The organism is Microbulbifer bruguierae (assembly GCF_029869925.1).
Classification (GTDB): Bacteria; Pseudomonadota; Gammaproteobacteria; order Pseudomonadales; family Cellvibrionaceae; genus Microbulbifer; species Microbulbifer bruguierae.
In genome coordinates this window covers 1800001-1825301 of record NZ_CP118605.1, presented here as the reverse complement: position 1 = coordinate 1825301, position 25301 = coordinate 1800001, and the positions used below count along the sequence as shown (strand labels likewise).

The following is a 25301-nucleotide window of genomic DNA, read 5'->3' as shown; positions in this document are numbered from 1 at the left end:
ATTCCTTGAATGAAGAACTTCCAACAACAAAGAGGTATCTCACTGGTCGAGTTGATGATTTCCATCACCATCGGCCTGATCCTGATGACCGGAGTAGTGCAGCTGTTTCTTTCCAGCCGCGTAACTTTTTCTACCCAGCAAGCGTTGGCGCGCGTGCAGGAAAGCGGTCGGTTGGCGATGGATTTTCTCGCGAAAGATATTCGGATGGCGGGTTTTGCTGGTTGCAGCAGCCGGCATATCGATTTGACGAATCAATTGAATGACCAAAGTCTTACATCCTATAAATTCAATGTGGCTATCGAGGGGGAAGATGATATTGGTGCAGAGCCCCCCGCGGGTTATCCGGATGAGGCACTGGAAGGGACGGATATCCTCGTAGTGCGCAGTGCGGGTGGCAGTTCTCTCGGCATTAAAAAAATGAATGATGCTGACTATGTTTACGCGCGATATACGTCTGATGTCGCGCCCTGTGGCGAAAATCAGACAGGATCCAGTGGTATTTGCTCTGGTGATATCTTGATGGTTGCCAACTGCAGATCGGCTTACGTGTTCCAGGCTACCGAAGTGCTTGGAGATTCCGTTGATGAAGAAGTTCAGATTGCTCATGCCGCTGGTGATAACCCTGGTAACCACGTTGTAACTTGGGGGGGAAGTGATGACGCCGCTTCCGGCGCAAGCTTTGGACCAGATGCGCAAATCTTTCAGATGATCACGACGGTCTACTACATTGCCGATGGCGCTTCCGGGGCGCCAAGCCTATGGCAGGAAGTTAATGGCCTCGCGCCCCAAGAACTTCTCGAAGGTGTGCAGGATATGCAGTTGACTTATGGCGTTGACAGTAATGGTGATGGTGCTCCAGATAACTATGTAGATGCCGGCGAATTGACCGGGGCGATCGCCTGGAGTGATGTGGTCAGTGCCCGTGTAGAACTGTTGGTGCAAAGTTCTGAAGACAATGTGTTGAGCGAACCGCAATCGTACACATTTAATGGAGTTGAAGTGGATGATCCTGGTGATCGTCGCTTACGGCAGGTGTTTAGTAGTACCGTCGCCATTCGCAGTCGAATCTATTAATACAGGGATAACCAAAACAGGGAATGTGAAATGAATAACTCTGGGTATCCGAAAAATTTTTGCGGTCAGAGGGGGGTCACTCTCTTGGTCGGCTTGATTATGGTGCTGTTGATGACATTGGTGGGTATGGCTGCGATTCGTGGCAGTAATATGCAAGAGCTGATGGCTGCCAACATGCGGGATCACAATCTGGCACTGCAGGCCGCTGAGGCGGCATTGCGTGCAGGTGAGGCTCGCCTTGACGCGAATGTTCTTCCTGCGTTTACCGGCACAGGGGAGAATGCCGAGTTGATGCAGGCACTGGAAGAGGGCGGGAACTCGGATTACTGGGCTGGTTACGAATGGGCGGAAGCCAAAACCCCCACCTTGAATCTTAAAGGCGTGGCCAGGCAACCCCAGTATATTATCGAAGAGGTAACGACGATTTCATCGACAAGTGGCGTTAATGGAAACGCGATTGATTCGGCGAGCCAGATGGGTCAGGAAAATATGGTTGTTTATCGGGTAAGTAGTCGTGGGTTTGGTGGTAGCGAAGATACCGAAATCATCCTTCAATCAACGTATACGCGCTAATCAGGCAAGGTCCGGACAACTATGATCTTCCAAAAAAGTAAAATGAAAAATTTCGTGCAGGTGCTTTCAGCAGTGCTCACATTTGGCATTGCTCAAAGCGTACAGTCCCTGGAATTTTCCCAGTCTCCACTGTTTCTGGCGCAGCCGGTAAAACCGATTGTAATGCTGAATATGTCCAATGATCATCAGCTTTATTTTAAGGCTTATGATGACTATACGGATCTTGACGCGGATAAAATTGCGGATACGACGTACATGAATAGCTATGACTATTATGGCTATTTTGACAGTGGGAAATGTTACGACTATGAGTCTTCCCGATTTGTTCCCAAAGGTTTATCGATAAATCATTATTGTGACGGGGTAGCGGGGAGCTGGAGCGGTAATTTTCTTAATTGGGCGACGATGACCCGTATGGACGCGGTAAGAAAAATTCTCTATGGAGGGTACCGCTCTACCGATGGCGACGATGAAGGTATTACGGTGCTGGAGCGCGCCTATTTGCCGCACGACGCACATTCCTTTGCCAAATATTACAACGGCGAAGACATCTCCCAGCTGACGCCGATGGATTTTGGTGGAGGGGAAAATACTCAAGAGTCCGGTATTACCCTGTGTAATACCACACCGAAGGACGCCTCGGAATCGAACTTCTCCCAGGGTAATACTGATGCCCCTGAAATTAGAGTTGTACAGGGAAACTACTCTTTATGGGCGAGTAACGAACGCTGGCAGTGCCGTTGGAGCGAAAATGTCGGAAACAACAACGGAAGAAATGGCAACGACTCATTGGTTAGCGGTATTAACGCAGGTTCTTCCAGTCCATCCGAAGATGACGGAAGCACCTATGTAGCCCGGGTAGAGGTTTGTAAAGCCGGGTTTCTGGAGAGCAATTGTCGAGCGTATCCGGATGGAAATAGTAAGCCGGCGGGACTTTTACAGCGGTACGGAGAAAAGGGCGATATCTTATTTGGTTTGATGACCGGGTCTTATACCAAGAATAAATCCGGGGGTGTGTTGCGGAAGAACGTCGGTAGTCTGGCTGACGAAATCAATGTCAACAGTGACGGAACCTTCAGTAACAATCAGGGTATTGTACGGACGATCGATAAATTACGCATTTATGGCTACCGGTATTCCGGTGGTGAAAATGGCAGTTATCTCGGTGCCGGAGGCGGGGATAACTGTAGCTGGGGTTGGGATAGTTTTGACGATAACCAATGCTCTAACTGGGGTAATCCACAGTCAGAAATTTTCTTGGAAGCTTTGCATTATATTGCTGGGAAGAGCGCACTGAACCCTGTTGCTGGCGATGACAAAATTTCCGGGCTGACAAGTGTTGCTGCAGGCGATTGGGAAACACCGGTAACGTCTGCAAATCACTGTGCGGCGACCAGTATTATTCAGTTTAACGCTTCAATCAGTTCCTATGATGGTGATACCACTAATGCGTTGGGTATGGACGTCGGGGCTATGACCGACAGGGTTGGTGAATTGGAGGGATTGTATGGGAAGCAGTTCTTTGTCGGCACTCATGGGGACAATGACGATCAACTTTGTACCGCCAAGACAGTGACGGCATTGTCTGGTGTGACAGGTACCTGTCCTGACGCCCCGCGGCTGGAAGGGACGTACAATATTGCCGGCATGGCTTACTACGCACGAAAAAATGATTTACAGCCACTAATTCAGGGTACGCAGACGGTAACTACCTATGGCGTAGCTTTAGCTCCTGCGGTACCCAGGGTCGATATACCGGTACCGGGAATGGAAGGGAAGAAGATAACTATCTTACCGGCCTGTCGTAATCACTACGTGCCAAATGGTCCTGGTCAGATTACCGATACGAACTGTGCCATCGTCGACTTCAAAATAGTTAGTCAGTCTGAAGATGGTACCAGCGGCAAGCTCTATGTTAACTGGGAGGATAGTGAGCAGGGAGGAGATTTTGACCAAGATATGTGGGGAGTGATTGACTACAGTGTTTCGGGCTCAGGTAATAGTGCTGTCGTTAGTGTTTCTACCAATGTGGTCGCCGAATCGACCGCTGACGAGTACAAAATGGGCTTTGGCTACATCATCAGTGGTACTGTCGATGATGGCTTTCATGCGCACTCCGGTATTAACGGCTTCACTGGCTTCGGATGTGATGATTGCAATGTAGGTGATAGTGCATCTCTGCGAACCTACACTGCCGGAACATCCCTCGCACAGTCCCTTGAATCCCCACTTTATTATGCCGCGAAATGGGGGGGGTACAGTGATGGAGATAATGGACTTCCTCCAGACGATGCCACCATCGCCGCCGCTGAGCCGTCAACCTATTTTTACGCGATCGATCCCGCCGAACTCGAAGAGAGTTTGAGTAATGCACTGGAGAGCGTCGCGGCCAGCGCGGGCTCCGCCTCTTCCGTCGCAACCAGTTCTACCCGGTTGGGTACCGATACCGTAATTTACCAGGCACTGTTTAACAGTACGGACTGGAGTGGCGAACTGAAAGCGTTGGAGCTGAACGAAGACGGAACCATCGGGGACCAGATGTGGGAGGCCAATAACGCTAAGTTTATTCCCCTATCCGATAGGAATATTTTTACCTACAGCAATGGAGATGGCGCGCTTTTCAATTGGGAAAGCGCAGAAGGGCAACCGGGTATTTCTGAAGCCCAGAAACTGATTCTGGCAGGTGATGACGAGGCGGAAGTGGGAGCCGCGCGACTGACTTGGATACGCGGCTCTGCGGTTGCTGGCATGCGTGACCGGGCAAAACTGTTGGGAGATATCGTCAATTCAAGCCCGGTTTTCGCGGGGCGCAAAAAATATAATTATCATTTGTTGGAATCGGATCTCGGTGGAGATTCCTACCTGACCTACTATCAAACGCATAAGCAGAATCGAAAAGAGGTAGTCTACGTAGGGGCTAATGACGGTATGTTGCACGCCTTTGATGCGGCCTCGGGTCATGAGCTCTTCGCCTATATTCCATCTGGGGTTTACGAGTCTCTAAGAAAAATGACCTCGCCGGACTATGGCACTGGTGACAACCGGCATCAATATAGTGTCGATGGGCCATTGTTTGTGGGTGACGCCTATTTCGGCGGAGAAAATCCAGCGTGGAAGAATATCCTGGTCGGAACCTTGGGTGCTGGCGGAAAAGGAATTTATGTTTTGGATGTGACCGACCCGGAATCCTTTGATGAAGGTGATGTAATGTTTGAGTTGACGGATGCTGATTTCCCGCAACTTGGCAATATCACCGGTGCACCAATTATTGTACCTACCGGCGATGGTTGGAAATTGATTTTCGGTAATGGCTACAATTCGGAGGGGTCTCGAGCAAGTCTGGTTGTCGTGGATCTTGATAATCCGTCTGAAAATTCACTGATACTGGAAACCAACGAAGCCGGCCAAAATGGTCTCGCTGGCCCTTCATTACTTCCAAACGGACGTGGCGAGGTTATTGCTGCTTACGCTGGTGATTTGTTTGGCAATCTGTGGAAGTTTGATCTCAGCGGCGAAAATTCTGAGAACTGGAGTGTGGCTCTGGAGGCGACAGTAGAGGACGAGGAAGGGAATGAAATAACCGTGAATGCACCACTGTTTACTGCCATCGATCGTAATGGCCAGGTGCAGCCTATCACCTCAACACCTACGCTCGGGATAAATGAGCAGATGGATAATGCGGTTATGGTGTATTTTGGTACTGGTAGCTATCTTTCCGACACGGACAATGAAGCTGGCACAACGATCAATAGTTTTTATGCGCTCGCTGATCAGGGAGAAGTGATTTCCGGGCGATCCGACCTGATGCAGAAGGTCATTTCTGAGGAGGAAAACGGAGTCCGGACGGTGTCAAATAATTACATCCAGACTTGGTGGGGGGATAAGAGCGGTTGGTATCTGGATTTGATTCATGGGGATAACGTGACCGGTGAGCGGGTAATCAGCAAGCCTTTGCTGGTCTATGATCGCCTGTTATTCCCGACGATGATCACATCGAATGATTCCTGCTCATTTGGTGGTAGTGGTTGGCAAATGGAGTTGGTTGCGGTGGGAGATCGTTTTATCGGCCACTCAATTTTTGGCGTGGATGGGCAGCAGGTGGATTACGCCATCATTAGTTATTCTCAAATGGTCGAGGCAGGACGCAATAGTTATTTGCCTTCAAGTAATATCAAGGGCGAGTTCCAGGTGGATTCAGGGATTATTCCTCCGGGCGCAAAAGGCAGAATTTCCTGGAGAAATTTTTAACGCTATTTGGATAAAATCATGAAGCGAATGACGTATCAGCAGGGCTTTACCCTTATCGAGCTAATAATCGTGGTAGCGATTATTGGGGTTATAGCGGGTATCGCCTATCCCTCTTACATGGACTCTGTACGTAAGAGCAACCGATCCGATGCGAAAGCCAGCTTGCACGATGTGGCTCAGCGATTGCAGCGTTGTTTTACGGTTTACAATGCCTACAACAGTGAAGACTGTTCCGTTGCCGAATCATTGAAGGATGATGGTGTAATTTCTTCGGGGGAAGGGTTGTATGACATTACCGCTGCGTTGGCGACAACGACGTATCGCCTGACGGCTACGCCTGTTGTGGGCGGGATCCAGGATTCGGATAATAGATGCAGGACTCTTACCTTGAATCAGGCGGGCGTGCGAAACGCGACAGGCGCTGATACGGCGAGCTGTTGGTAGCTTACGACCTGTTTTCCTATATCACTGACCCGGCTTAGACCGGGTCAGTCGTTTTCCAGCCCCAGCTTCTTCAGACGATAGCGCAGCGAACGAAAACTGATTCCCAATTTTTCTGCCGCTGCGGTCCTGTTCCACTGGGTTTCGTTCAGCGCTTTTTCCAGCGCTTCGCGCTCGATGGACTGCAGGAAATCGTCGAGGGTTTCGTATTCGGATGTGGAAAATTGCTGCGGATAGACCGGGTAGCGCGATGTCCCGGAGTTTGTGTTTCCGGCGTTCACTTCGATATCGGCGGCCGCGAGGTAAACAGAATGGCCACATGGTGATGTTGGGGGTAGCGGGGCTTCGGTGTGGAGTAGCAGGTTTTCTGCGCGCAGGGTATTACTGTCGCTGAGTGTGAGAGCTCGTTCAAGAATGTTTTCCAATTCCCGCAGGTTGCCAGGAAAGGAATATGCCTGAAGGGCGTCGACGGCATCTAGAGTCACTCTGGGGGGCGTGAATCTTGCCGATCCCTGGGTGTTTGCGGATAGCCAACGCAACAGGTTGCGGGTCAGCAGGGGGATGTCATCGGACCTCTGCCGCAGTGGCGGGACTGCCACTTCGATGACACTGATTCGGTAATACAGATCACTTCTGAAGTACCCACTGCGTACGTTGCTGGCAATTTGCCCGAGTGAGGCGCTCAGAATCCGGACGTCCAGCTCTATCGTCTGATCTGTGCCTGTGGGGGTAAAACGTTTTTCCTGAATTGTGCGCAGAAGCCTGGCCTGAATTTCCAGCGGCAGTTCGGTCACTTCATCAATAAAGAGCGAGCCGCGGTTGGCTTGCTGCAGGAGGCCGGGTTTGTAGTTGCCGCCCGATGCGCAACCAAACAGGGTTGCTTCCAGCTGTTCGGTGGGGATGGCGCTGCACTGCAAGGAGATAAAGGCTTCCTGCGCGCGCGGTCCCTGTTGGTGAATGCTGCGTGCGGTCAGTTCCTTACCTGAACCGATTTCGCCGTAAATGTGTACAGGTGCATCGCTGCGAGCCACTTTTTCGATCTGCTGACGAAGTGCCTGAATGGCTGCAGACTGACCTTGCAGCATGGGGGGGAACTCCTGCTGTGCGAGGTGATGGTCCTCACTCAGGCGCAGTGCCAGCTGCACCAGGGCACGCAGTCGCTCCAGATTGACCGGTTTGCTGACAAAATCAAACGCGCCGAGCTTTAGCGCGCTGATGGCGCTGTCCATATTACCGTGTGCGGTAATCACTGCGACGGGGAGCGTCTGACCCGGAGGCAGATCCTGGATTTTTTCTACAAGCTGCAAGCCGTCGCCGTCCGGTAGCCGCATATCGGTGAGACAGAAGTCGTACTGTTTTTCACTGAGACGCCGGCTGGCTTCGGCGACAGACATGGCGACATCCGCGCGCACGTCCATGCGTTGCAATGTCATCGAAATCAGGTCGCAGATGTCGGGCTCGTCATCTACCACGAGGGCAATGGGTGAACGGTCTGCCATGGTTTGTGATTTGTCAGCGGTTGGCGTTATTTTTTTGCGGTCAGAATATCTGTCCGGGGCTGGCGAATTCTACTCTGAAGCAGCTGCGTCTGTCCTGGCTGCGGCAGTAATACAGATTGGCCCTGTTGGCTTCGCAAAGTTCCCGGGCAATGTATAGCCCAAGCCCGGCACCGGAGGACTCTGTGGTGAAAAAGGGCTCGAAAATCTGTTCACCATTTTCATCGGAAATGCCCTTTCCTCTGTCCAGAACCTCCAGCCGGGCACAGGTGCGCTGCTCGATATAATGTACGGCAATTTCTGCTTCTGCTTTGCCTGTCGCCAGTTGCGAGTGGCGTACCGCGTTGTTGCAGAGGTTTGTAAGTACTTGCGCCATCTGGTTCGGGTCAAAGCGGGCGTAAACCGGCTGCGCAGGAAGAGTAAGTGTGATTTCGATTTCCTTTGCGGCGCCGGCCCGGTAATCCTCAAGAAAAAGGCTTGACCAGTTTCGTAGGTCGAGTAGCTGAGGCTCTGCCGGCTGTCGCCGGGATAGTTGCATAACGTTTTCGACAATCTGGTTTACCCGCTGACTGTGACGGCCAATGATTTCCGTCAGTTGGCGGTCTTCGTCGCGCAGGGACTTAGACTCGGCGAGCAGTTCGGCGGCATGGCTGATCGCTCCCAGGGGATTGCGAATTTCGTGGGCGATGGAGCCTGTGAGTCGCCCCAGCGATGCGAGCTTTAGCTGCTGTGCATGCTGGGTGAGTTTGCGATTGTCTTCGAGAAATACCAGTGTGCTCGTCCTGCCTGCATCGGACAGGTTACTGAGGTGCGCGCGTAGTTCGCTGCGTCCCGGGCCAGGCAGAAGGCCACTGCTGGAACCCGCTTGGCTGCGTAAATGCGTAAGAGCCTGGTGAAAGTCGGTGCGCAATGTGTAGCCGGTGCTGGGATGGATACCGAGCAGCTGTTGCGCAGCGCGATTGGCGAGTTCCGGGGTATCACTCTCATCCAGTACCAGCACGCCAGTATCCATATGCGCGACAATCTGCTGGGTGAGGCGCTGCAGGTGCGCCGCCTGTCGCCGCTCCTGCTCGGCCTTCTGATTGGCGAGGCGGATATGGCTGGACAGATATTGCAGTGCGGTAACACAGGTAAACAGCAGGATTCCCAGGCTGCCGGCGGACACTATGTCCTGGGTGTCAGCGCTGCCAGTAAGTACGCCGAACAGCTGCTGTCCAATGATGGCGATACTGGTAATGGCCGCAAGAAATGCGCTCATGCGCCGGTCGAGTAGCAGTGAACCCACGGCGCAGGTGGTCAGTAACAGGTAGCCGACGCCGGAATGGAGGCCGCCGCTGGCCTGAATCAAAAGCAGGAAGGCGAGAATATCGCAACACAGGATGCTGCCGATACGCAGTGGTGTGGTCAGGAAACCGCTGGGATAGAGGAACAGCAGCCAGGCGATATTGAGAATTACATAAGTGATGGCGGTATCCAGGTACAGCGTCGGGTAAAGGGTGCCGACGGAGCCTTTACTGATACCGGAAGCAAACAGTCCCAGTAATATCAGACCGATGGTCACCCGGTACCAGGCGTAGATTTTCAGCAGGTCTTGCTGGCGCAGCTGAGGTCGGGGCAGTTCGACGGATAGTTCAGTAGCGCTGTTCGCGCGCGTGCCAACCCACTGTGCGGTGGTATTGGGCGGGGCTTCACTGCTCACTTTTTATTCTCGTTGTCCTGGGCAAAGGGGGCAAAATCCGCGCGGATGTTGTACGCCCGGGCGGCGTGGCTACAATAGCCGCCTCAATCCAATGGGGTATAAAGATGTCTACTTTGCAGCTAGTGCTGGCGCAAATCAATCTGCTGGTGGGGGATATACCGGGGAATACTGACCAGATAGTCGAGGTCGCTCGCCGCGCCTACCGGGAATACGCTGCAGATCTGGTGCTGTTCCCCGAGCTGACCCTGTGTGGCTATCCGCCGGAAGACCTACTGCTCCGTCCCAGTATGCAACGGCGTATTGATGCCGCCCTGGACCGACTGAAACAGGCGGATCTTCCCTGTGCGGTCTTGATTGGCTACCCGCGGGTGATTGCCGGTACCGTGCTGAATATGGCGGGTATCATCCAGGATGGGGAGCTGGTGGCGGAATATGCCAAGCAGAAACTGCCCAACTATCAGGTGTTCGACGAGCTGCGCTATTTCGTGCCGGGAGAAAAGCCCTGTGTGGTGAATATCAAAGGGATACCCACCGCCGTGACCATCTGTGAGGACATCTGGCACCCGGAGCCGGTAATACAGGCCGAGCGCGCCGGTGCGAAGCTGATGCTGAATATCAACGCCTCTCCGTTCCACCGGGGCAAGGCCAAAGAGCGGCTGGCGTTGCTTGGTCGTCAGGCGCAGGCGGGAAATATGCCCATCATCTATGTCAATGCCATCGGTGGGCAGGATGAACTGGTATTCGATGGCGGTTCTTTCGCGGTGGATAAAACCGGAGAACTGCGCGCGCGCGCGCCGGAATTTGTCGAGAGCCTGCTGCCGGTTACCGTTGAGTCGGCTAGTGGCGAAGTCTCTCTGGTCCCGGGAACTGATAGCAAGCCCCTGGATGGGCTGGCCTCTACTTACCAGGCACTGGTACTCGGGGTTCGTGATTATGTGAACAAGAACCGCTTCAAGGGGGTGGTGCTTGGACTTTCCGGCGGTATCGACTCCGCCCTCACCCTTGCCATTGCCGTGGATGCACTGGGGCCCGACCGGGTGGAAGCGGTGATGATGCCGTTCCGCTATACCTCGGATCTGTCGAAAAACGACGCCGCGGATCAGGCCCGGCGGCTGGGTATTCACTATAGGGTGATCGGCATCGAGGGTATCTTCGACGCCGCCATGCTGGCGCTGGAGAGTGAATTTGCCGGCAGTGAGCGGGATACCACCGAGGAGAACATACAGGCTCGTGCCCGCGGTATGTTGCTGATGGCCATCTCCAACAAGAAGGGTTTTATGGTACTGACTACCGGCAACAAGAGCGAAATGTCGGTGGGCTACGCCACGCTTTACGGTGACATGGTGGGGGGGTACAACGCGCTCAAGGACGTACCCAAGATTCTCGTGTACGAACTCTCCCGCTACCGCAACACGATTTCTGAAGTGATTCCGGAAACTGTGATCACCCGGGAACCCAGTGCAGAGCTGGCCCCGGATCAGGTGGATTCGGACAGTTTGCCGCCGTATGAGGTGCTGGATGAAATCCTGCGCCAGTATATTGACCTCGACCACAGTGCGGCGGAAATCATCGCCATGGGGTTTGATAAAGAGACGGTGATGCGAGTGGTGGGTCTGGTGGATCGCAACGAATACAAGCGTCGTCAGGCGGCAGTAGGCGTACGCATTTCCGAGCGTGGTTTTGGCCGTGACCGGCGCTATCCGATCACCAACGGTTGGAAGGCGGGGGAGTAATGTGCTTCCGCTCCGCTGATTGCTACGTTCTCACTCTGTAGGAGCATACTTGCAAGCGGACCTTCGTATTTTCAGAAATTCGCCTGCAGGCAGGCTCCTACACGAAAAAGGCCCCGCTGCTCACGCCGCGGGGCCTTTTTTGTAAGGGTTGTCGCTTAAAGCTCCGGAGGCAGTGGCGCCTCATCCGGGCGGTATTCCGCGTTGTACAGCTCACGGCTGTCGAATCCGCGGGGGTCAGACTTCTCGAATACGCCAAGAGTCATGCGGTGGACCAGGCTGCGCCCGCCGGTTCCACTGAAATACTTGTAGTTGAAGGTGCCATCATTGCGAAATGCCGGGTGATGGGGGTAGTTGGTTCGCAATACCGCCATCGAGGTGGCTTCCAGCTGTGACATTTCCAGCAGATGGTAGGACTGTACCATTACCGCCAGAGCATCCGGGATGGCAGGGGTTTGCTGGAAGTTTTCTACTACGTAGCGGCCACGGTTGGCGGCGGCCAGGTAGGCACCACGTTTGAAGTAGTAGTTGGCCACGTGGATTTCGTAGCGGGCCAGCAGATTGCGCAGGTGGATCATGCGCTTTTGCGCGTCCGGGGCGTAGCGGCTTTCCGGATAGCGCGCCATCAGCTGTGCGAAATACGCAAAAGACTCACGGGCGGAGCCAGGATCGCGGCGGGTCATGTCTGTTGGCAGGAAGCGTTCAAACAGACCGCTGCCCTCGGTAAAGGACGCCAGACCCTTCATATAATAGGCGTAGTCTACATTGCGATGCTGCGGATGCAGGCGAATAAACCGATCTGCTGCCGAGATCGCCGCGTCGTTCTGATAGTCGCGGTAGTAGGCGTAGATCAGCTCCAGCTGGGCTTGTTCGGCGTAGTTGCCAAACGGGAAGTTGTCTTCCAGCGCCCGCAGGTTCTTGATTGCCATCTCCCACTGGCTGGATTTGAGTTGCCGTTGGGCTGCTTCGTAAAATGCCTGCTCGGTACGGTTACCGGAGGGCAGGCCCTCTTCATCTTTCTCGTCCGTGCTGGCACATGAGGCTACCAGAGCTACCAGCAGTGCCAGCCACAACGTTTTCCAGGCCTGCTTATTCCAAGACCACATTGCCCCTCGCTCTATCATTATTTGTCTCAACCTTATTAAACTAGCCACCCAAAATTCACCGGGGGCCGAAGGGCAGCTATTTAACCACAGCGCCACGCCAGCCCAAAGTATTAGACCCATTCGGATGAGCAATCAAATACAACTCGATATCGAAGTCCCGGCGTCACACGCCGGCCAGAGGTTTGACCAGATCGCAGCGGATTTGATCCCTGATTATTCCCGCGCGCGCCTGCAGGCCTGGATCAAAGGCGGCCAACTCACGGTAGATGGTCATACCGCCAAGCCCAAGGACAAGCTCTTTGGCGGCGAACAGTTGTGCCTGCGTGCCGAACTTGAGCCCCAGGGGGAGTGGCTGGCACAGGAAATGGCACTGGATATTGTCTACGAAGACGACAGCCTGCTGGTGATCAACAAGCCCGCCGGGCTGGTGGTGCACCCCGCCGCGGGTAATCCCGACGGTACCCTGCTGAACGGCCTGCTGGCTCATTGCCCGGGGCAGCAGAACATTCCCCGCGCCGGTATTGTGCACCGCCTGGACAAGGACACCAGTGGCCTGATGGTGGTCGCCAAGACCCTGCAGGCGCAGGCGGATCTGGTAGATCAGCTCAAGGCCCGAACGGTCAGCCGTCAATATGATGCGATCGTTCAGGGTATGCTTAGTGGCGGTGGTACCGTTGACGCGCCAATGGGGCGGCATCGGACCCACCGCCTGAAAATGGCGGTGGTACCCGTTGGTGGAAAGGAGGCGATTACGCACTATCGGTTGCAGGAGCGCTTCCGTGGCCACACCCTGGTGCGTTGCCAGTTGGAAACCGGGCGTACCCACCAGATCCGAGTGCATATGGCCCATATCCGCCATCCACTGGTCGGGGATCCGTTATATGGCGGCCGCGGCAAGCTGCCCCCCGGCGCCAGTCCCGAACTGATCCAGACATTGCAGCAGTTTCCCCGGCAGGCGCTGCATGCCGCCGAACTTGCGCTGATCCATCCCGCTACCGGCGAGCCGATGCACTGGTCGGCACCTATGCCGGAGGATATGCTGCAGCTAATCCAATTATTGCGGGCAGACAATGACTGAGCCCCGTACTTCTACAGGAACCCCTATGGTGGCCGACCACTATTTAGTCCCTGACTGGCCTGCGCCGGGTAATGTGCGCGCTTTTTTCACGCTGCGACAGGATGGCCACAGCGAGGGAGGTTATGCCGCCTTTAACCTGGCCGATCACGTGGGGGATTCGCCAGACGCTGTGGCGGCAAATCGGGCACAGCTGCAGGCGGAACTGCAATTGCCGAGTGAGCCACAGTGGCTGGAACAGATCCACAGCGACAGGGCGGTGGAAGCACAAAGTGACGGCATGGTCCGTACTGCGGATGCCAGTTATACAGCAGAGAGCAAGGTTGTCTGTACGGTGTTGACCGCGGACTGTTTACCGTTGCTGGTGTGCAACCGCGACGGCTCCGAAGTGGCGGCGATTCACGCCGGCTGGCGCGGGCTGACTGGCGGTGTGATTCGCGAAACCATCAATGCTATGACGAGTAAACCTCAGGACCTGATGGTGTGGCTTGGTCCTGCTATTGGTCCTGAGGCGTTTGAGTGTGGCGTGGATGTGTTGGAGGCGGCGTTTGAATCTTCCCTAAGTGAAGCCCACGCGGAAGCTATTGCCAAATGCTTTGTGCCCCACGATAAAAAGCCACTGCATTTCCTGGCGGATATCTATGGCCTTGGATGCGCCGAGCTGGCGGAACTGGGGGTGACCGAAATTTTTGGTGGTGACCGTTGTACAGTTACCGAGGATTCGGAGTTCTTCTCTTATCGTCGCGATAGGGATACCGGGCGCATGGCTTCTTTAATCTGGTTTGAGTGATCTTCAGGCTTCCTTTTTAAGCAGGTCTTGTGGCGGCAAGGTACTGGGGGTGGGATTTCAGGACCGCTGTGAATGCTGCCACCAAGTGCCTCTCTACCAGCGGGCTAATTGAAGATCCAATTGATTTCGATCAAGTACATCGAGCTTGAAATCCCGCCGCCAGCCCGCAAATTACTGATCAGCACTAGACTGTATTCGTCATTGCATTACCGCGCGTCGTCTATCTTCTTGTCCGGCGCGTCAATGATCAGGAGAGGGTATAAGCACAATGCGCATCGATCGGATGACCAACCCACTGCAGGCCGCCATTGCCGACGCACAATCCATCGCCGTTGGCCGTGACCACAATCAGATTTATCCCGAACACTTATTGCAGGCGCTGCTGGATCAGTCCAATGGCAGTACCACTGCGTTTTTGAATCAGGCCGGATTTAACATCAATGGCCTGCGCAACGACCTGGCCAAACGCCTCGACCATCTGCCCACCGTCAGTACACCCACCGGCGATGTCGGCATGTCGCAGGAACTGATGCGCCTGTTCAATCTGGCCGATAAAAAAGCCCAGAAAAATGGCGACAGTTATATCGCCAGCGAAACCGTACTGCTCGCCGCCTTCGATCCCGCCGCCGGCGAAGTGTCGAAAATTCTGAATGCCCACGGTGATCTAAAACACTTGCAGGACGCCATCACCAAAGTCCGCGGCAGCGAAAAGGTCAACGATCCCCAGGCGGAAGAGGCGCGTCAGGCACTCGACAAGTACACCATGGATTTAACCGCCCGCGCCGAGGCCGGAAAGCTCGACCCGGTGATCGGCCGCGACGATGAAATTCGCCGCACCATTCAGGTATTACAGCGCCGCACCAAAAACAATCCGGTGCTGATCGGCGAGCCCGGTGTGGGCAAAACGGCCATCGTCGAAGGCCTCGCCCAGCGCATCGTCAACGGCGAGGTGCCGGAGGGCTTGAAAGACAAGCGCCTGTTGTCACTGGATCTCGGTGCTCTGCTGGCCGGTGCGAAATTCCGCGGTGAATTCGAGGAACGCCTGAAGGCAGTGTTGAACGAACTGTCCAAACAGGAAGGTCGCGTCATTCTGTTTATCGATGAACTGCACACCATGGTCGGCGCGGGCAAGGCCGAGGGCGCGATGGATGCGGGTAATATGCTGAAGCCCGCGCTGGCTCGCGGCGAGTTGCACTGCGTCGGCGCAACGACGCTAAATGAATACCGCCAGTACATCGAAAAAGACGCGGCGCTGGAGCGGCGTTTCCAGAAGGTGCTCGTGGACGAACCCACCGAAGAAGACACAATCGCGATTTTGCGCGGTTTGAAGGAGCGCTACGAAGTTCACCACGGTGTGGACATTACCGACTCCGCAATTATTGCCGCCACCAAATTGTCCCAGCGCTATATCACCGACCGCCAACTGCCGGACAAAGCTATCGATCTGATCGATGAGGCCGCGAGCCGTATCCGTATGGAAATCGATTCCAAACCGGAGGAGATGGACAAACTCGAGCGCCGCCTGATTCAGCTGAAGATTGAGCGCGAGGCGGTGAAGAAAGATAAGGACGACGAGGCGGCGATTAAGCGACTGCAGAAGCTCGAGGAAGACATCGACAAGATCGAAAAGGAATACGCGGATCTCGAGGAAATCTGGAAAGCGGAAAAAGCCAAGCTCGCCGGCAGTGCGGATATCAAGAACAAGCTGGAACAGGCCAAGCTGGATATGGACGCCGCGCGCCGCGCCGGCGATCTAACCCGCATGTCCGAAATCCAGTACGGAGTGATTCCACAGCTTGAAAAGCAGCTGAAAATTGCCTCGGACTCATCTGACACCAGTGAAAACCAGTTGCTGCGCAACCGCGTTACCGATGAGGAAGTCGCGGAAGTGGTTTCCCGCTGGACCGGAATCCCGGTATCCAAAATGCTGGAAGGCGAGCGCGAAAAACTGCTCAAGATGGAAGACGCGCTGCACCACCGTGTTATCGGTCAGGACGAGGCGGTGGAGGCTGTGTCGAACGCCGTGCGCCGCTCCCGCGCCGGGCTGTCCGATCCCAATCGCCCCAACGGTTCTTTCCTATTCCTCGGCCCCACTGGTGTGGGCAAGACCGAACTGTGTAAGGCACTGGCAGGTTTCCTGTTCGATACCGAAGACGCCATGGTGCGTATCGACATGTCGGAGTTTATGGAGAAGCACTCCGTCGCCCGCCTGATCGGAGCGCCGCCCGGCTATGTCGGCTACGAGGAGGGCGGTTACCTCACCGAGGCGGTGCGGCGCAGACCCTATTCCGTGCTGCTGCTGGATGAGGTGGAAAAGGCGCATCCGGATGTATTCAATATTTTGCTGCAGGTACTGGAAGACGGCCGCCTTACCGATGGCCAGGGGCGCACCGTCGATTTCCGCAACACAGTGGTGGTGATGACGTCTAACCTCGGATCGGACCTGATCCAGAAGTTTGCCAGCGCCCGCGACGATGACGAGATCGACAGCGAAATCCACTATCGCCAGATGAAAGCGGCGGTAATGAATGTCGTGGGCGAACATTTCCGCCCGGAGCTGATCAATCGTATCGACGAGGTGGTGGTGTTCCACCCGCTGAATCGTGCCGAAGTCCGTTCCATCGCCGAGATCCAGTTGCAGAACCTGCGCAAACGCCTGGCGGATCGCGATCTGAAACTGGATGTTTCCGAGGATCTGCTGAATAAGCTGGCGGATGTAGGCTTCGATCCAGTATATGGCGCGCGTCCGCTGAAGCGCGCGATTCAGATGTGGCTGGAAAACCCGCTGGCTCAGGATGTGCTTTCCGGTAAATTCGCACCGGGGGATACCATTCATGCGACGCTTGAGGGAGATAAAGCCGTCTTCAATAAGTAGTCGCTTATAGGTAGTACCTGAGGCCCACGGACGGGCAGATTTCAATGGAACTGATGTATGGCATTGGCAAGGCAGCTGTTTAACCGGCGCATGATGTGGATGCTGCTCGGCTGCCTTGTGGTGTTCGGAGGTATCTTCGGTTTCAAATTTTTCGGCCGCTACATGATGAACCAGTTTATGGATAACATGTCGCTGCCCCCTGCCACCGTTACTACTGCCCCTGTCGAGCAGCAGCGCTGGCAGACCCGGTTGAGTGCGGTCGGCAGCATGCGCGCCATCAATGGCGTCAATGTCACCACCCAGGCCCAGGGTGAAGTCAAAGCCATTTATTTCGAGTCCGGACAGTTCGTGGATAAGGGGGCGTTGCTGGCGGAGCTGAGCGCTCTGCCAGAAACTGCTCAGATCGAAGTGCTGGAAGCCGAACGCCGGCTTGCTGAACGGGACTTCAAGCGTATTTCCGCGCTTTACAAAAAAGGCGTGGCCACCCTGCGCGAGCTCGACCAGGCTCAGGCCACTCAGGACCAGGTGCTCGCTAATCTGGCAGTACAGCGGGCCACCATCAGCGAGCGCAGTATCACGGCGCCATTTTCCGGTCAGCTAGGAATTCGCCAAGTTGACCTGGGTCAGAATGTGGCACCCGGCGACCCTGTGGTATCGCTGCAACAATTGCATCCGATTTACGTGGATTTTTCCCTGTCCGAGCAGGATTTCTCCCGGGTAAAGGAAGGGCAGGGGGTCGAGCTGACAGCCGCTGCCATCCCCGGGCAGAATTTTTCCGGACGAATCACCGCTATCGATCCATCGATTGATCCTGCCAATCGCACGTTCTTACTGCAGGCCACCCTGCAAAACCCAGAGCGCAAGCTGCGGCCCGGTATGTTTGCAGACGTAGCCGTCAAGGTGGAAAAGTTTCGCAGCGTACTCGTTGTACCCCGCACCGCAATCAGCTTCGCTCCCTATGGCAATGCGGTATTTATTGTTCGCCCGGCAAAGTCCGCCCTTGCGGAATCCACCAATAACAAAGCCGTGGCGCCATCTGCGCAGGCGCCCCAGTGGATTGCGGTGAAGCGCTTTGTGAAGACCGGGGAAGAACGCGGTGATCTTATTGAAATTATCGAGGGCGTAAGGGAGGGCGAACAGGTGGCGACCAGCGGCCTGCTCAAACTGCGCAACGAGGGTGGGGTGATCATCAACAATACCAGTCCTCTACCAGAGAATCTGAATCCGACGCCGGATAACAGCTAGCGGCGTTGGACTGCAGGCAGGGATGCCGTGTGAAATTCACCGATATTTTTATCCGAAATCCGGTGCTGGCCTGCGTGGTCAGTCTGTTTATTTTTTTACTCGGACTGCGCTCGGCGAGCGAGCTCAATGTCCGCCAGTACCCGGAGCTGGAAAATGCGGTGATCACCGTGAGCACTGTGTATGTGGGCGCGGACGCGGACCTGATCCAGGGCTTTATCACAACGCCGGTGGAGCAGGAAATCGCCAGCGCCGATGGCCTGGACTATATCGTTTCCACCAGTTTGCAGGGTATTTCCGTGATTCAGGCCTATGTGCGGCTGGATTACGACCCGAATGAAGTGCTCACCCAGGTCGTGGCCAAGGTCAACAAGCTGCGCAATGAATTGCCGCTGGAGTCAGAAGACTCCACGGTGGAGTTGGCGGTAGGGGAAACCATCGCTGCCATGTACCTGTCCTTTTCTTCCGAAATTCTCGATAACAACCAGATTACCGATTACATCACTCGCGTAGTGCAACCCAAGCTTTCCACTGTGGCCGGGGTCCAGCGTGCGGAGCTTCTGGGTAATCGTACCTTCGCAATGCGCGTGTGGCTCAGGCCGGGTGAGATGGCGGCGCAGGGCGTTACCGCGGGGGATGTGAGCAACGCGCTGCGGCAGAACAATGTACTGGCTTCGGTGGGGAGCACCAAAGGTACCAGGGTGGCGATGGATATTCGCGCCGATACGGATATCGCATCGGTGCAGCAGTTCCGCAAACTGGTGGTGCGTGCCGATGGTGATCAGCTGGTGCGCCTTGAGGATGTGGCGGAGATCGAACTCGGCTCCGAATCCTACGATACTTCTGTGACTTTCAACGGTCGCTCCGCCACCTTTGTGGCGGTGGAAGTTGCCCCGGATGCCAATGCTCTGGAAGTCATTGCTGCGGTGCGTGACAAACTCCGCGGCGAGATATTTCCACAGTTACCAGAAGGCATGCTGGGGGAAATTCCCTACGACAGCACCGAGTATATTCAGGACTCCATCAACGAGGTGGTGAAGACCATCGCTGAGGCGGTGCTGATTGTGATCGTGGTTATCTATCTGTTTCTCGGCTCGTTGCGCAGTGTCATTATTCCTGCGGTGGCGGTGCCGCTGTCCTTGGTTGGTGCACTGTTCCTGATGTTGTTGATGGGCTTTTCCATCAATCTGTTGACGCTACTGGCGATGGTGCTGGCAATCGGTATTGTGGTGGACGATGCGATTATTGTGCTTGAGAACGTGCATCGGCATATCGAAGAAGGAATGACACCTCAGGAGGCTGCGCTCAAAGGTGCCCGGGAGCTGGCATGGCCCATCGTCGCCATGACCACGACACTGATTGCGGTGTACCTGCCGATCGGGTTTCTGGGGGGGCTTACCGGTACCCTGTTTGTGGAGTTTGCCTTTTCTCTGGCGGGGGCGGTGTTGCTGTCTGGCGTCGTGGCTCTGACATTGTCACCGATGATGGCGGCCAGAGTGCTGCGGGCGGAAGAAGGAAAACGCGGTAATCGCCTTGAAGTCTGGCTGCAAAGAAGTTTGCACGGGCTGGAGTCCGGCTATCGGCGGTGGTTGCACGGTGCGCTGGATGATCGTCTGGTAATTCTGGTTTTTGGCCTAATTGTTCTCACCAGTTGTTTTTTTCTCTTTGTTACCTCGCCCAGTGAACTGGAGCCAAAAGAGGATCGCGGGTTCGTGTTGGGGATTGCCAGTGCCGACTCTTATGCAACGCTGGACTACGTGGAGCAGTTCACCGATGAAATCAATGGCGTTCGCGATCGTCACCCTGAAGTGGAAAACCTGTTCCTGCTCAATGGTGTCGGTGGGGCGGGTAACAGTACTAACAGCGCAATTGCGGGTTTTGTGTTATCTCCCTGGACAGAGCGGGACAAAGATACTCAGGAAATGCAGGCGATTATTGCCGGTGAGGTATCGCAGATCGCCGGGCTGAAGATTGCGACCTTTGTGCCGCCCAGCCTGCCCACTGCCGGTGGAAGGCTGCCGGTCGAGTTTGTGATCGGCACTACCGAGCCGATTGCCAATCTTGCCAGCTTCGCCGATGACATCATGACGCGGGGCCTGGCAAGTCGGCGGTTTATCTTCCTCGATGCGGATCTGAAACTGGACAAGCCCCGACTGTCGGTGATTGTTGATCGCGACAAAGCGGCTTCCATCGGAATCACCATGGCCGATGTGGCGCGGGAGCTGGGGGCGATGATGTCCGGTGCCTATACAAACCGCTTTTCGCTGGAAAATCGCAGCTACAAGGTGATTCCCCAGGTCGTGCGCGCGGAGCGGCTGACCGGCGACCAGCTGGAGCAATATTACATCCGCGCCGGTGACGGCTCTCTCGTACCTTTGTCCACATTGGTCCGCCTTGAGGAGACCGTAGAGCCACAGCAACTCAAGCGGTTCCAGCAATTGAATGCCGTGACCATTTCTGGCGTGCCCAGACCGGGAGTGCCATTGGGGGAGGCGCTTGGGGTGCTGGAATCTGCCGCGACGGAAGTATTGCCGCGAGAATATTCCACCGACTATTCCGGTCAGTCGCGACAGTTCAAGCACGAGGGCTCGGACCTGTTGCAGACTTTTTTCTTTGCGCTGATCGTGATTTATCTGGTGCTGGCGGCTCAGTTTGAATCCTGGAGAGACCCTCTGATCATGTTGGTGACCGTGCCCATGAGCGTGTGTGGGGCGATGATCTTTGTCAGCCTGGGGCTGACAACCCTGAATATTTATACCCAGGTAGGACTGGTTACCCTGATCGGGGTTATTACCAAACATGGCATCCTGATTGTCGAATTTGCCAATCAACTGCAGATACAGGGGAGAAGTAAGCGGGACGCCATCGAAGAGGCTGCCGCCATCCGCTTGCGCCCGATCCTGATGACAACGGCTTCGCTGGTGCTGGCGATGGTGCCGCTGCTACTTTCCGCAGGTCCCGGAGGTGGCGCGCGCTTTGCGATGGGGTTGGTGGTCGCATCCGGTATGACGATTGGCACCGTGTTTACACTGTTCGTGGTGCCGGCAATGTATCTGTTTCTCGGGCGGGATTATCGAGGGGGAGTTGCAGTGGTGACTGGACCAGGTGGGCTAGCTAGCGGCGGGGCTGCGGCAGATGGCGAAGCCCCCGCCGCAGATCGGAATTGACCCTGCGCCAGGTTTAGCAGTTGTTCTGCAGTGTCTGCTTGGCCTGTCGGATACGCTGCTGCCGCTCTTCTTCCGGCAGCACGCGGTAATTTCCGCTGGCATCTACTTCCCGCACTCTGGCGTGGGACTCAAGCTCGTGCAGATGCTGCTGGGCATTGCGGCAGCGCTGTTCGCGGGCTGCCATTTCCGCTTTGTTCAGGGCTTGCTGGCTGTCCTGGTTGTCAGATTGTTGCTGGCTTTCCGTGCTCTCTACGGCATCTTCCGGCTTTGACGCGGTGGCCAGTGCTCGTTGTGCTGCCAGCGCGTCCTGCTCTTGCTGCCACTGCCGGAATCGCGCCGACTTGGGCGCTTTGACAACTTCAACCCCCTCCTTTTGTGGCGGATGCGAGCTGAAGTGCACCACGCCTTGCTCATCCACCCACCGGTAGATGCCGTCTGCATGTACGACGGCTGCCAGGCTCAAGCCCAGGGTCAGGGTGGTGATGAATGTGCGCATGGGAAAACTGCCTTGTGTTGCTGTCATTCTAATTGTTACTTGCCCGGTAACATTAACGTATTCCTGCGCGTGATTGTAATGGGCTGTAACGGCATTGTTGCTACAGAGTTAACAAAATTCGCGGACATTGGCCGATGAGGGCGTCTGCTGGACATACAGTCAGTTGACACTTGGTCACCAAGCTGGACAATTTGCCGCTCACTCGGCGAAGTAGATGCCACCGCAACACCCTGTGGTTCGCACACTGTTCTCTGGTGGGTTAAGCACCCGCCACCTCCTGTCGAGGAGGTCCTCCCCATCTGGAGGCCTTGGAGCTCAAAACCTCGGTTCCGCAACCGGGTTGCTCCGCGCAGATTGTCGTTACAGCGTAGCCATCCTAAAAAATGGGTTAAATCTGCGTTAAAGGCTGATATTTATCACGCTTTTCCTTTAGAATCGCCGTCTGGCTTTCGCGTCGACCGGTTTTTCTGGACTATTTGGATGATGCGGATCCTAAGAATTGAGAAATTTTGAGGGGGCTCAAGTGGAATTACTCTCCGGCGGCGATATGTTGGTTCGCGCGCTGCAGGATGAAGGGGTAGACCTGATATTCGGCTATCCCGGCGGTTCGGCACTGCATATTTACGATGCCATCTTCCGGCAGAAAGGCATCAAGCATGTTCTGGTGCGTCATGAGCAGGGCGCGACCCATGCTGCTGACGGCTATGCCCGTGCTACCGGCAAGACCGGTGTGGTACTGGTCACTTCAGGCCCAGGTGCCACCAATGCGATCACCGGTATCGCCACCGCTTATATGGATTCTATTCCGATGGTGGTGATCTCCGGTCAGGTGCCCTCGGACAAGATTGGTGAAGATGCCTTTCAGGAAACCGATATGGTTGGCTGTTCGCGACCGATCGTGAAGCACAGCTTCCTGGTCAAAAATGCGGAAGAAATCCCCGAGATTGTCAAAAAAGCCTTCTTTATTGCCTCTACCGGCCGTCCGGGCCCTGTGGTGATTGATGTTCCTAAAGACATCACCAATCCGGTCGACCGTTTTCCGTATAAATTTCCGGAAAAGTTGCGCATGCGCTCCTATACCCCGGCGGGTAAAGGCCATACCGGCCAGATTCGCAAGGCGGTAGCGCTTCTTCTGTCTGCCAAGCGCCCGGTAATCTATGCCGGTGGTGGTGTGGTGCAGGGAGACGGCGCCGAGTTGTTGACCGAGCTGGCCCAGCGTCTGAATTACCCGGTTACCAATACGCTGATGGGGCTGGGTGCCTACCCGGGTACCGACAAGCGCTTCCTGGGTATGCTGGGTATGCACGGTACTTTTGAAGCCAATACCGCGATGCATCACGCCGATGTAATTTTTGCGGTGGGTGCGCGCTTTGACGACCGGGTTACCAATACCCCGAGCAAGTTCTGCCCCGGTGCCAAGGTCATTCATATTGACGTGGACCCTGCATCTATTTCCAAAACCATTACTGCGGATGTGCCGATCGTAGGCACCGTGCAGTCGGTGTTGGCTGAAATGCTGGAAATGCTCAAGGCCTCGAAAGAGATGCCGGATCAGTCGGCTATCGTGGACTGGTGGCGTCAGATCGACGACTGGCGTGAGCGCCACGGCCTGTACACCGCCCCCCGTTATCGCACCGACGGCGACATGATCATGCCTCAGGAGGTGATCAGCGCGGTACACCAGATCACCAATGGCGATGCTTATGTAACCTCAGATGTTGGCCAGCACCAGATGTTTGCCGCGCAGTACTATCTGTTCGATAAGCCTCGTCGCTGGATCAACTCCGGCGGTCTTGGCACCATGGGCTTTGGCCTGCCGGCGGCGCTGGGGGTGAAGATGGCATTCCCGGATTCTGAAGTGGTGTGTGTGACCGGGGAAGGCAGTATCCAGATGTGTATCCAGGAGCTGTCAACTGCGACCCAGTACAATTTGCCAGTAAAAATTCTGTGTCTGAATAACCAGGCTCTGGGTATGGTGAAGCAGTGGCAGGAAATGCAGTACGAAGGTCGCCTCTCCAACAGTGTCTATGAGGAGTCTCTGCCGGACTTTATCAAGCTGGCAGAAGCGTACGGGCATCTCGGAATGAAGATTGAGCACCGCGATGAGCTGCACGGCAAATTGACCGAAGCTTTCGCGATCAAGGATCGCACGGTGTTTATCGACGTTTACGTCGATCCGTCAGAACACGTTTATCCCATGCAGGTCATGCCCAGTGGCTCCATGCGGGATATGTGGCTTAGCAAGACGGAACGGACGTAAGGGGGTAGGCAGAATGCGCAGAATAATTTCAGTTCTGATGGAGAATGAACCTGGTGCGTTGTCACGGGTGGTTGGTCTGTTTTCCCAGCGAGGCTACAACATCGAAAGCCTCACGGTAGCGCCAACCGAGGATGCGACTCTGTCGCGCCTGACGTTGACGACCATAGGGGACGACCACAAGATCGAACAGATCACCAAAAATCTGAACAAGTTGATCGATGTGGTAAAGCTTGTGGATCTCACTGAAGGTTCACATATTGAGCGCGAACTATTGCTCGTGAAGGTGCGCGCGTCCGGTGCTCAGCGGGATGAGGTCAAACGCAGTGTGGACATCTTCCGTGGCCAGATCGTGGACGTCACCAGCAATATGTACACGGTACAGGTATCGGGTACCAGCGAAAAACTGGACGCTTTCTTACAGGCGCTGGGCGAGCACACCATTATGGAAGTGGTTCGCTCTGGTGTTTCCGGAATCGCCCGAGGCGAAAAAATACTCAGTATTTGAGCGTCGAAGTAAAAGTTTCCGGGTAATTCCCCGGAAAAGATATTCAAAGCACATTAACCAGGAAGTAAGTTATGCAAGTTTATTACGATAAAGATTGTGATCTTTCTTTAATCAAGTCCAAGACTGTTGCCATCATCGGCTATGGTTCCCAGGGCCACGCCCACGCCAATAATCTGAAAGACTCCGGCGTAAGTAATGTTGTTGTTGGTCTGCGCAAGGGTTCCGCTTCCTGGGCCAAAGCGGAAAAGGCTGGCCTGCGCGTGGCTGAAGTTGCCGATGCGGTAAAAGATGCTGATGTGGTTATGATTCTGACTCCGGACGAGTATCAGGCAGGTGTATACCGCGAGCAAGTTGCCCCTAACCTGAAAACCGGCGCAGCACTGGCTTTCGCCCACGGCTTCAACGTGCACTTCGAACTGATTGAGCCGTCTAAAGAAGTAGACGTTATCATGATCGCGCCGAAAGGCCCTGGCCATACCGTGCGCTCCACGTACCTGGAGGGAGGCGGTGTTCCGACCCTGATC

Annotated in this window: 17 protein-coding genes (1 of these 17 running past the window's edge); 13 read left to right on the top strand and 4 right to left on the bottom strand. The window is 55.1% G+C overall.

Translation table 11 applies throughout. The features are described from left to right. The first annotated feature begins 9 nt into the window (after positions 1-9). The 4 genes from PVT68_RS07805 to PVT68_RS07790 are packed head-to-tail and all read left to right on the top strand — an operon-like array spanning position 10 to position 6339. On the top strand, positions 10-1074 hold the full coding sequence (locus tag PVT68_RS07805; RefSeq protein ID WP_280322161.1) for a PilW family protein: 1065 nt from the start codon (positions 10-12) through the stop codon (positions 1072-1074). A 30-nt stretch (positions 1075-1104) separates the two neighbouring features. Beyond that, complete coding sequence (locus tag PVT68_RS07800; RefSeq protein ID WP_280322159.1) at positions 1105-1647, top strand: pilus assembly PilX family protein; 543 nt, start codon at positions 1105-1107, stop codon at positions 1645-1647. 42 nt (positions 1648-1689) lie between these two features. After that, a complete protein-coding gene (locus PVT68_RS07795; protein WP_280322157.1) occupies positions 1690-5895 on the top strand; it encodes a pilus assembly protein in 4206 nt (1401 codons plus the stop codon). An 18-nt stretch (positions 5896-5913) separates the two neighbouring features. Then, entirely contained in the window at positions 5914-6339 is a 426-nt protein-coding gene (locus PVT68_RS07790) for a type IV pilin protein (RefSeq protein ID WP_280322156.1), read from the top strand. A 44-nt stretch (positions 6340-6383) separates the two neighbouring features. Here PVT68_RS07790 and PVT68_RS07785 read toward each other — a convergent pair whose 3' ends face one another. Next, a complete protein-coding gene (locus PVT68_RS07785) occupies positions 6384-7835 on the bottom strand; it encodes a sigma-54-dependent transcriptional regulator (RefSeq protein WP_280322154.1) in 1452 nt (483 codons plus the stop codon). 40 nt (positions 7836-7875) lie between these two features. After that, the gene (locus PVT68_RS07780) at positions 7876-9531 is read right to left on the bottom strand and encodes a sensor histidine kinase (protein ID WP_280322152.1); all 1656 of its coding nucleotides are present in this window, start codon (positions 9529-9531) and stop codon (positions 7876-7878) included. Positions 9532-9635: 104 nt separating this feature from the next. Here PVT68_RS07780 and PVT68_RS07775 point away from each other — a divergent pair, with 104 nt between their 5' ends. Continuing rightward, positions 9636-11264 carry an NAD+ synthase gene (locus PVT68_RS07775; RefSeq protein ID WP_280322150.1) on the top strand — a complete coding sequence of 543 codons (1629 nt, stop codon included), beginning with the start codon at positions 9636-9638 and terminating at the stop codon, positions 11262-11264. A gap of 155 nt (positions 11265-11419) precedes the next feature. Here the strand turns inward: PVT68_RS07775 and PVT68_RS07770 are convergent, their stop codons facing one another. Continuing rightward, positions 11420-12367, bottom strand: coding sequence for an outer membrane protein assembly factor BamD (locus PVT68_RS07770; RefSeq protein ID WP_280322148.1), 948 nt, complete (start codon positions 12365-12367; stop codon positions 11420-11422). 124 nt (positions 12368-12491) lie between these two features. Here PVT68_RS07770 and rluD point away from each other — a divergent pair, with 124 nt between their 5' ends. The 5 genes from rluD (at position 12492) to PVT68_RS07745 (ending at position 21516) form a co-directional block, all read left to right on the top strand. Then, positions 12492-13445, top strand: coding sequence for a 23S rRNA pseudouridine(1911/1915/1917) synthase RluD (rluD, locus tag PVT68_RS07765; protein WP_280322146.1), 954 nt, complete (start codon positions 12492-12494; stop codon positions 13443-13445). 25 nt (positions 13446-13470) lie between these two features. Further along, a complete protein-coding gene (gene pgeF / locus PVT68_RS07760; RefSeq protein WP_280322144.1) occupies positions 13471-14232 on the top strand; it encodes a peptidoglycan editing factor PgeF in 762 nt (253 codons plus the stop codon). A gap of 268 nt (positions 14233-14500) precedes the next feature. Then, positions 14501-17107 carry an ATP-dependent chaperone ClpB gene (gene clpB / locus PVT68_RS07755; RefSeq protein ID WP_280322142.1) on the top strand — a complete coding sequence of 869 codons (2607 nt, stop codon included), beginning with the start codon at positions 14501-14503 and terminating at the stop codon, positions 17105-17107. A 57-nt stretch (positions 17108-17164) separates the two neighbouring features. Further along, on the top strand, positions 17165-18352 hold the full coding sequence (locus tag PVT68_RS07750; protein ID WP_280322141.1) for an efflux RND transporter periplasmic adaptor subunit: 1188 nt from the start codon (positions 17165-17167) through the stop codon (positions 18350-18352). A gap of 29 nt (positions 18353-18381) precedes the next feature. Then, positions 18382-21516: an efflux RND transporter permease subunit gene (locus PVT68_RS07745; protein WP_280322140.1), complete on the top strand. Its 3135-nt coding sequence runs from the start codon at positions 18382-18384 to the stop codon at positions 21514-21516. Positions 21517-21529: 13 nt separating this feature from the next. Here the strand turns inward: PVT68_RS07745 and PVT68_RS07740 are convergent, their stop codons facing one another. Beyond that, on the bottom strand, positions 21530-22039 hold the full coding sequence (locus PVT68_RS07740) for a DUF4124 domain-containing protein (protein WP_280322139.1): 510 nt from the start codon (positions 22037-22039) through the stop codon (positions 21530-21532). A 496-nt stretch (positions 22040-22535) separates the two neighbouring features. Here PVT68_RS07740 and PVT68_RS07735 point away from each other — a divergent pair, with 496 nt between their 5' ends. The 3 genes from PVT68_RS07735 to ilvC form a co-directional block, all read left to right on the top strand. Then, on the top strand, positions 22536-24272 hold the full coding sequence (locus PVT68_RS07735) for an acetolactate synthase 3 large subunit (protein WP_280322138.1): 1737 nt from the start codon (positions 22536-22538) through the stop codon (positions 24270-24272). Between the two features lie 13 nt (positions 24273-24285). Further along, a complete protein-coding gene (gene ilvN, locus PVT68_RS07730) occupies positions 24286-24777 on the top strand; it encodes an acetolactate synthase small subunit (protein WP_280322135.1) in 492 nt (163 codons plus the stop codon). A 71-nt stretch (positions 24778-24848) separates the two neighbouring features. After that, positions 24849-25301, top strand: the beginning of a protein-coding gene (gene ilvC / locus PVT68_RS07725) for a ketol-acid reductoisomerase (protein WP_280322134.1). Its footprint extends 573 nt past the window's final position; 453 of the gene's 1026 nt are visible here — the first part of the coding sequence; the start codon lies at positions 24849-24851; its stop codon lies off the right edge, out of view.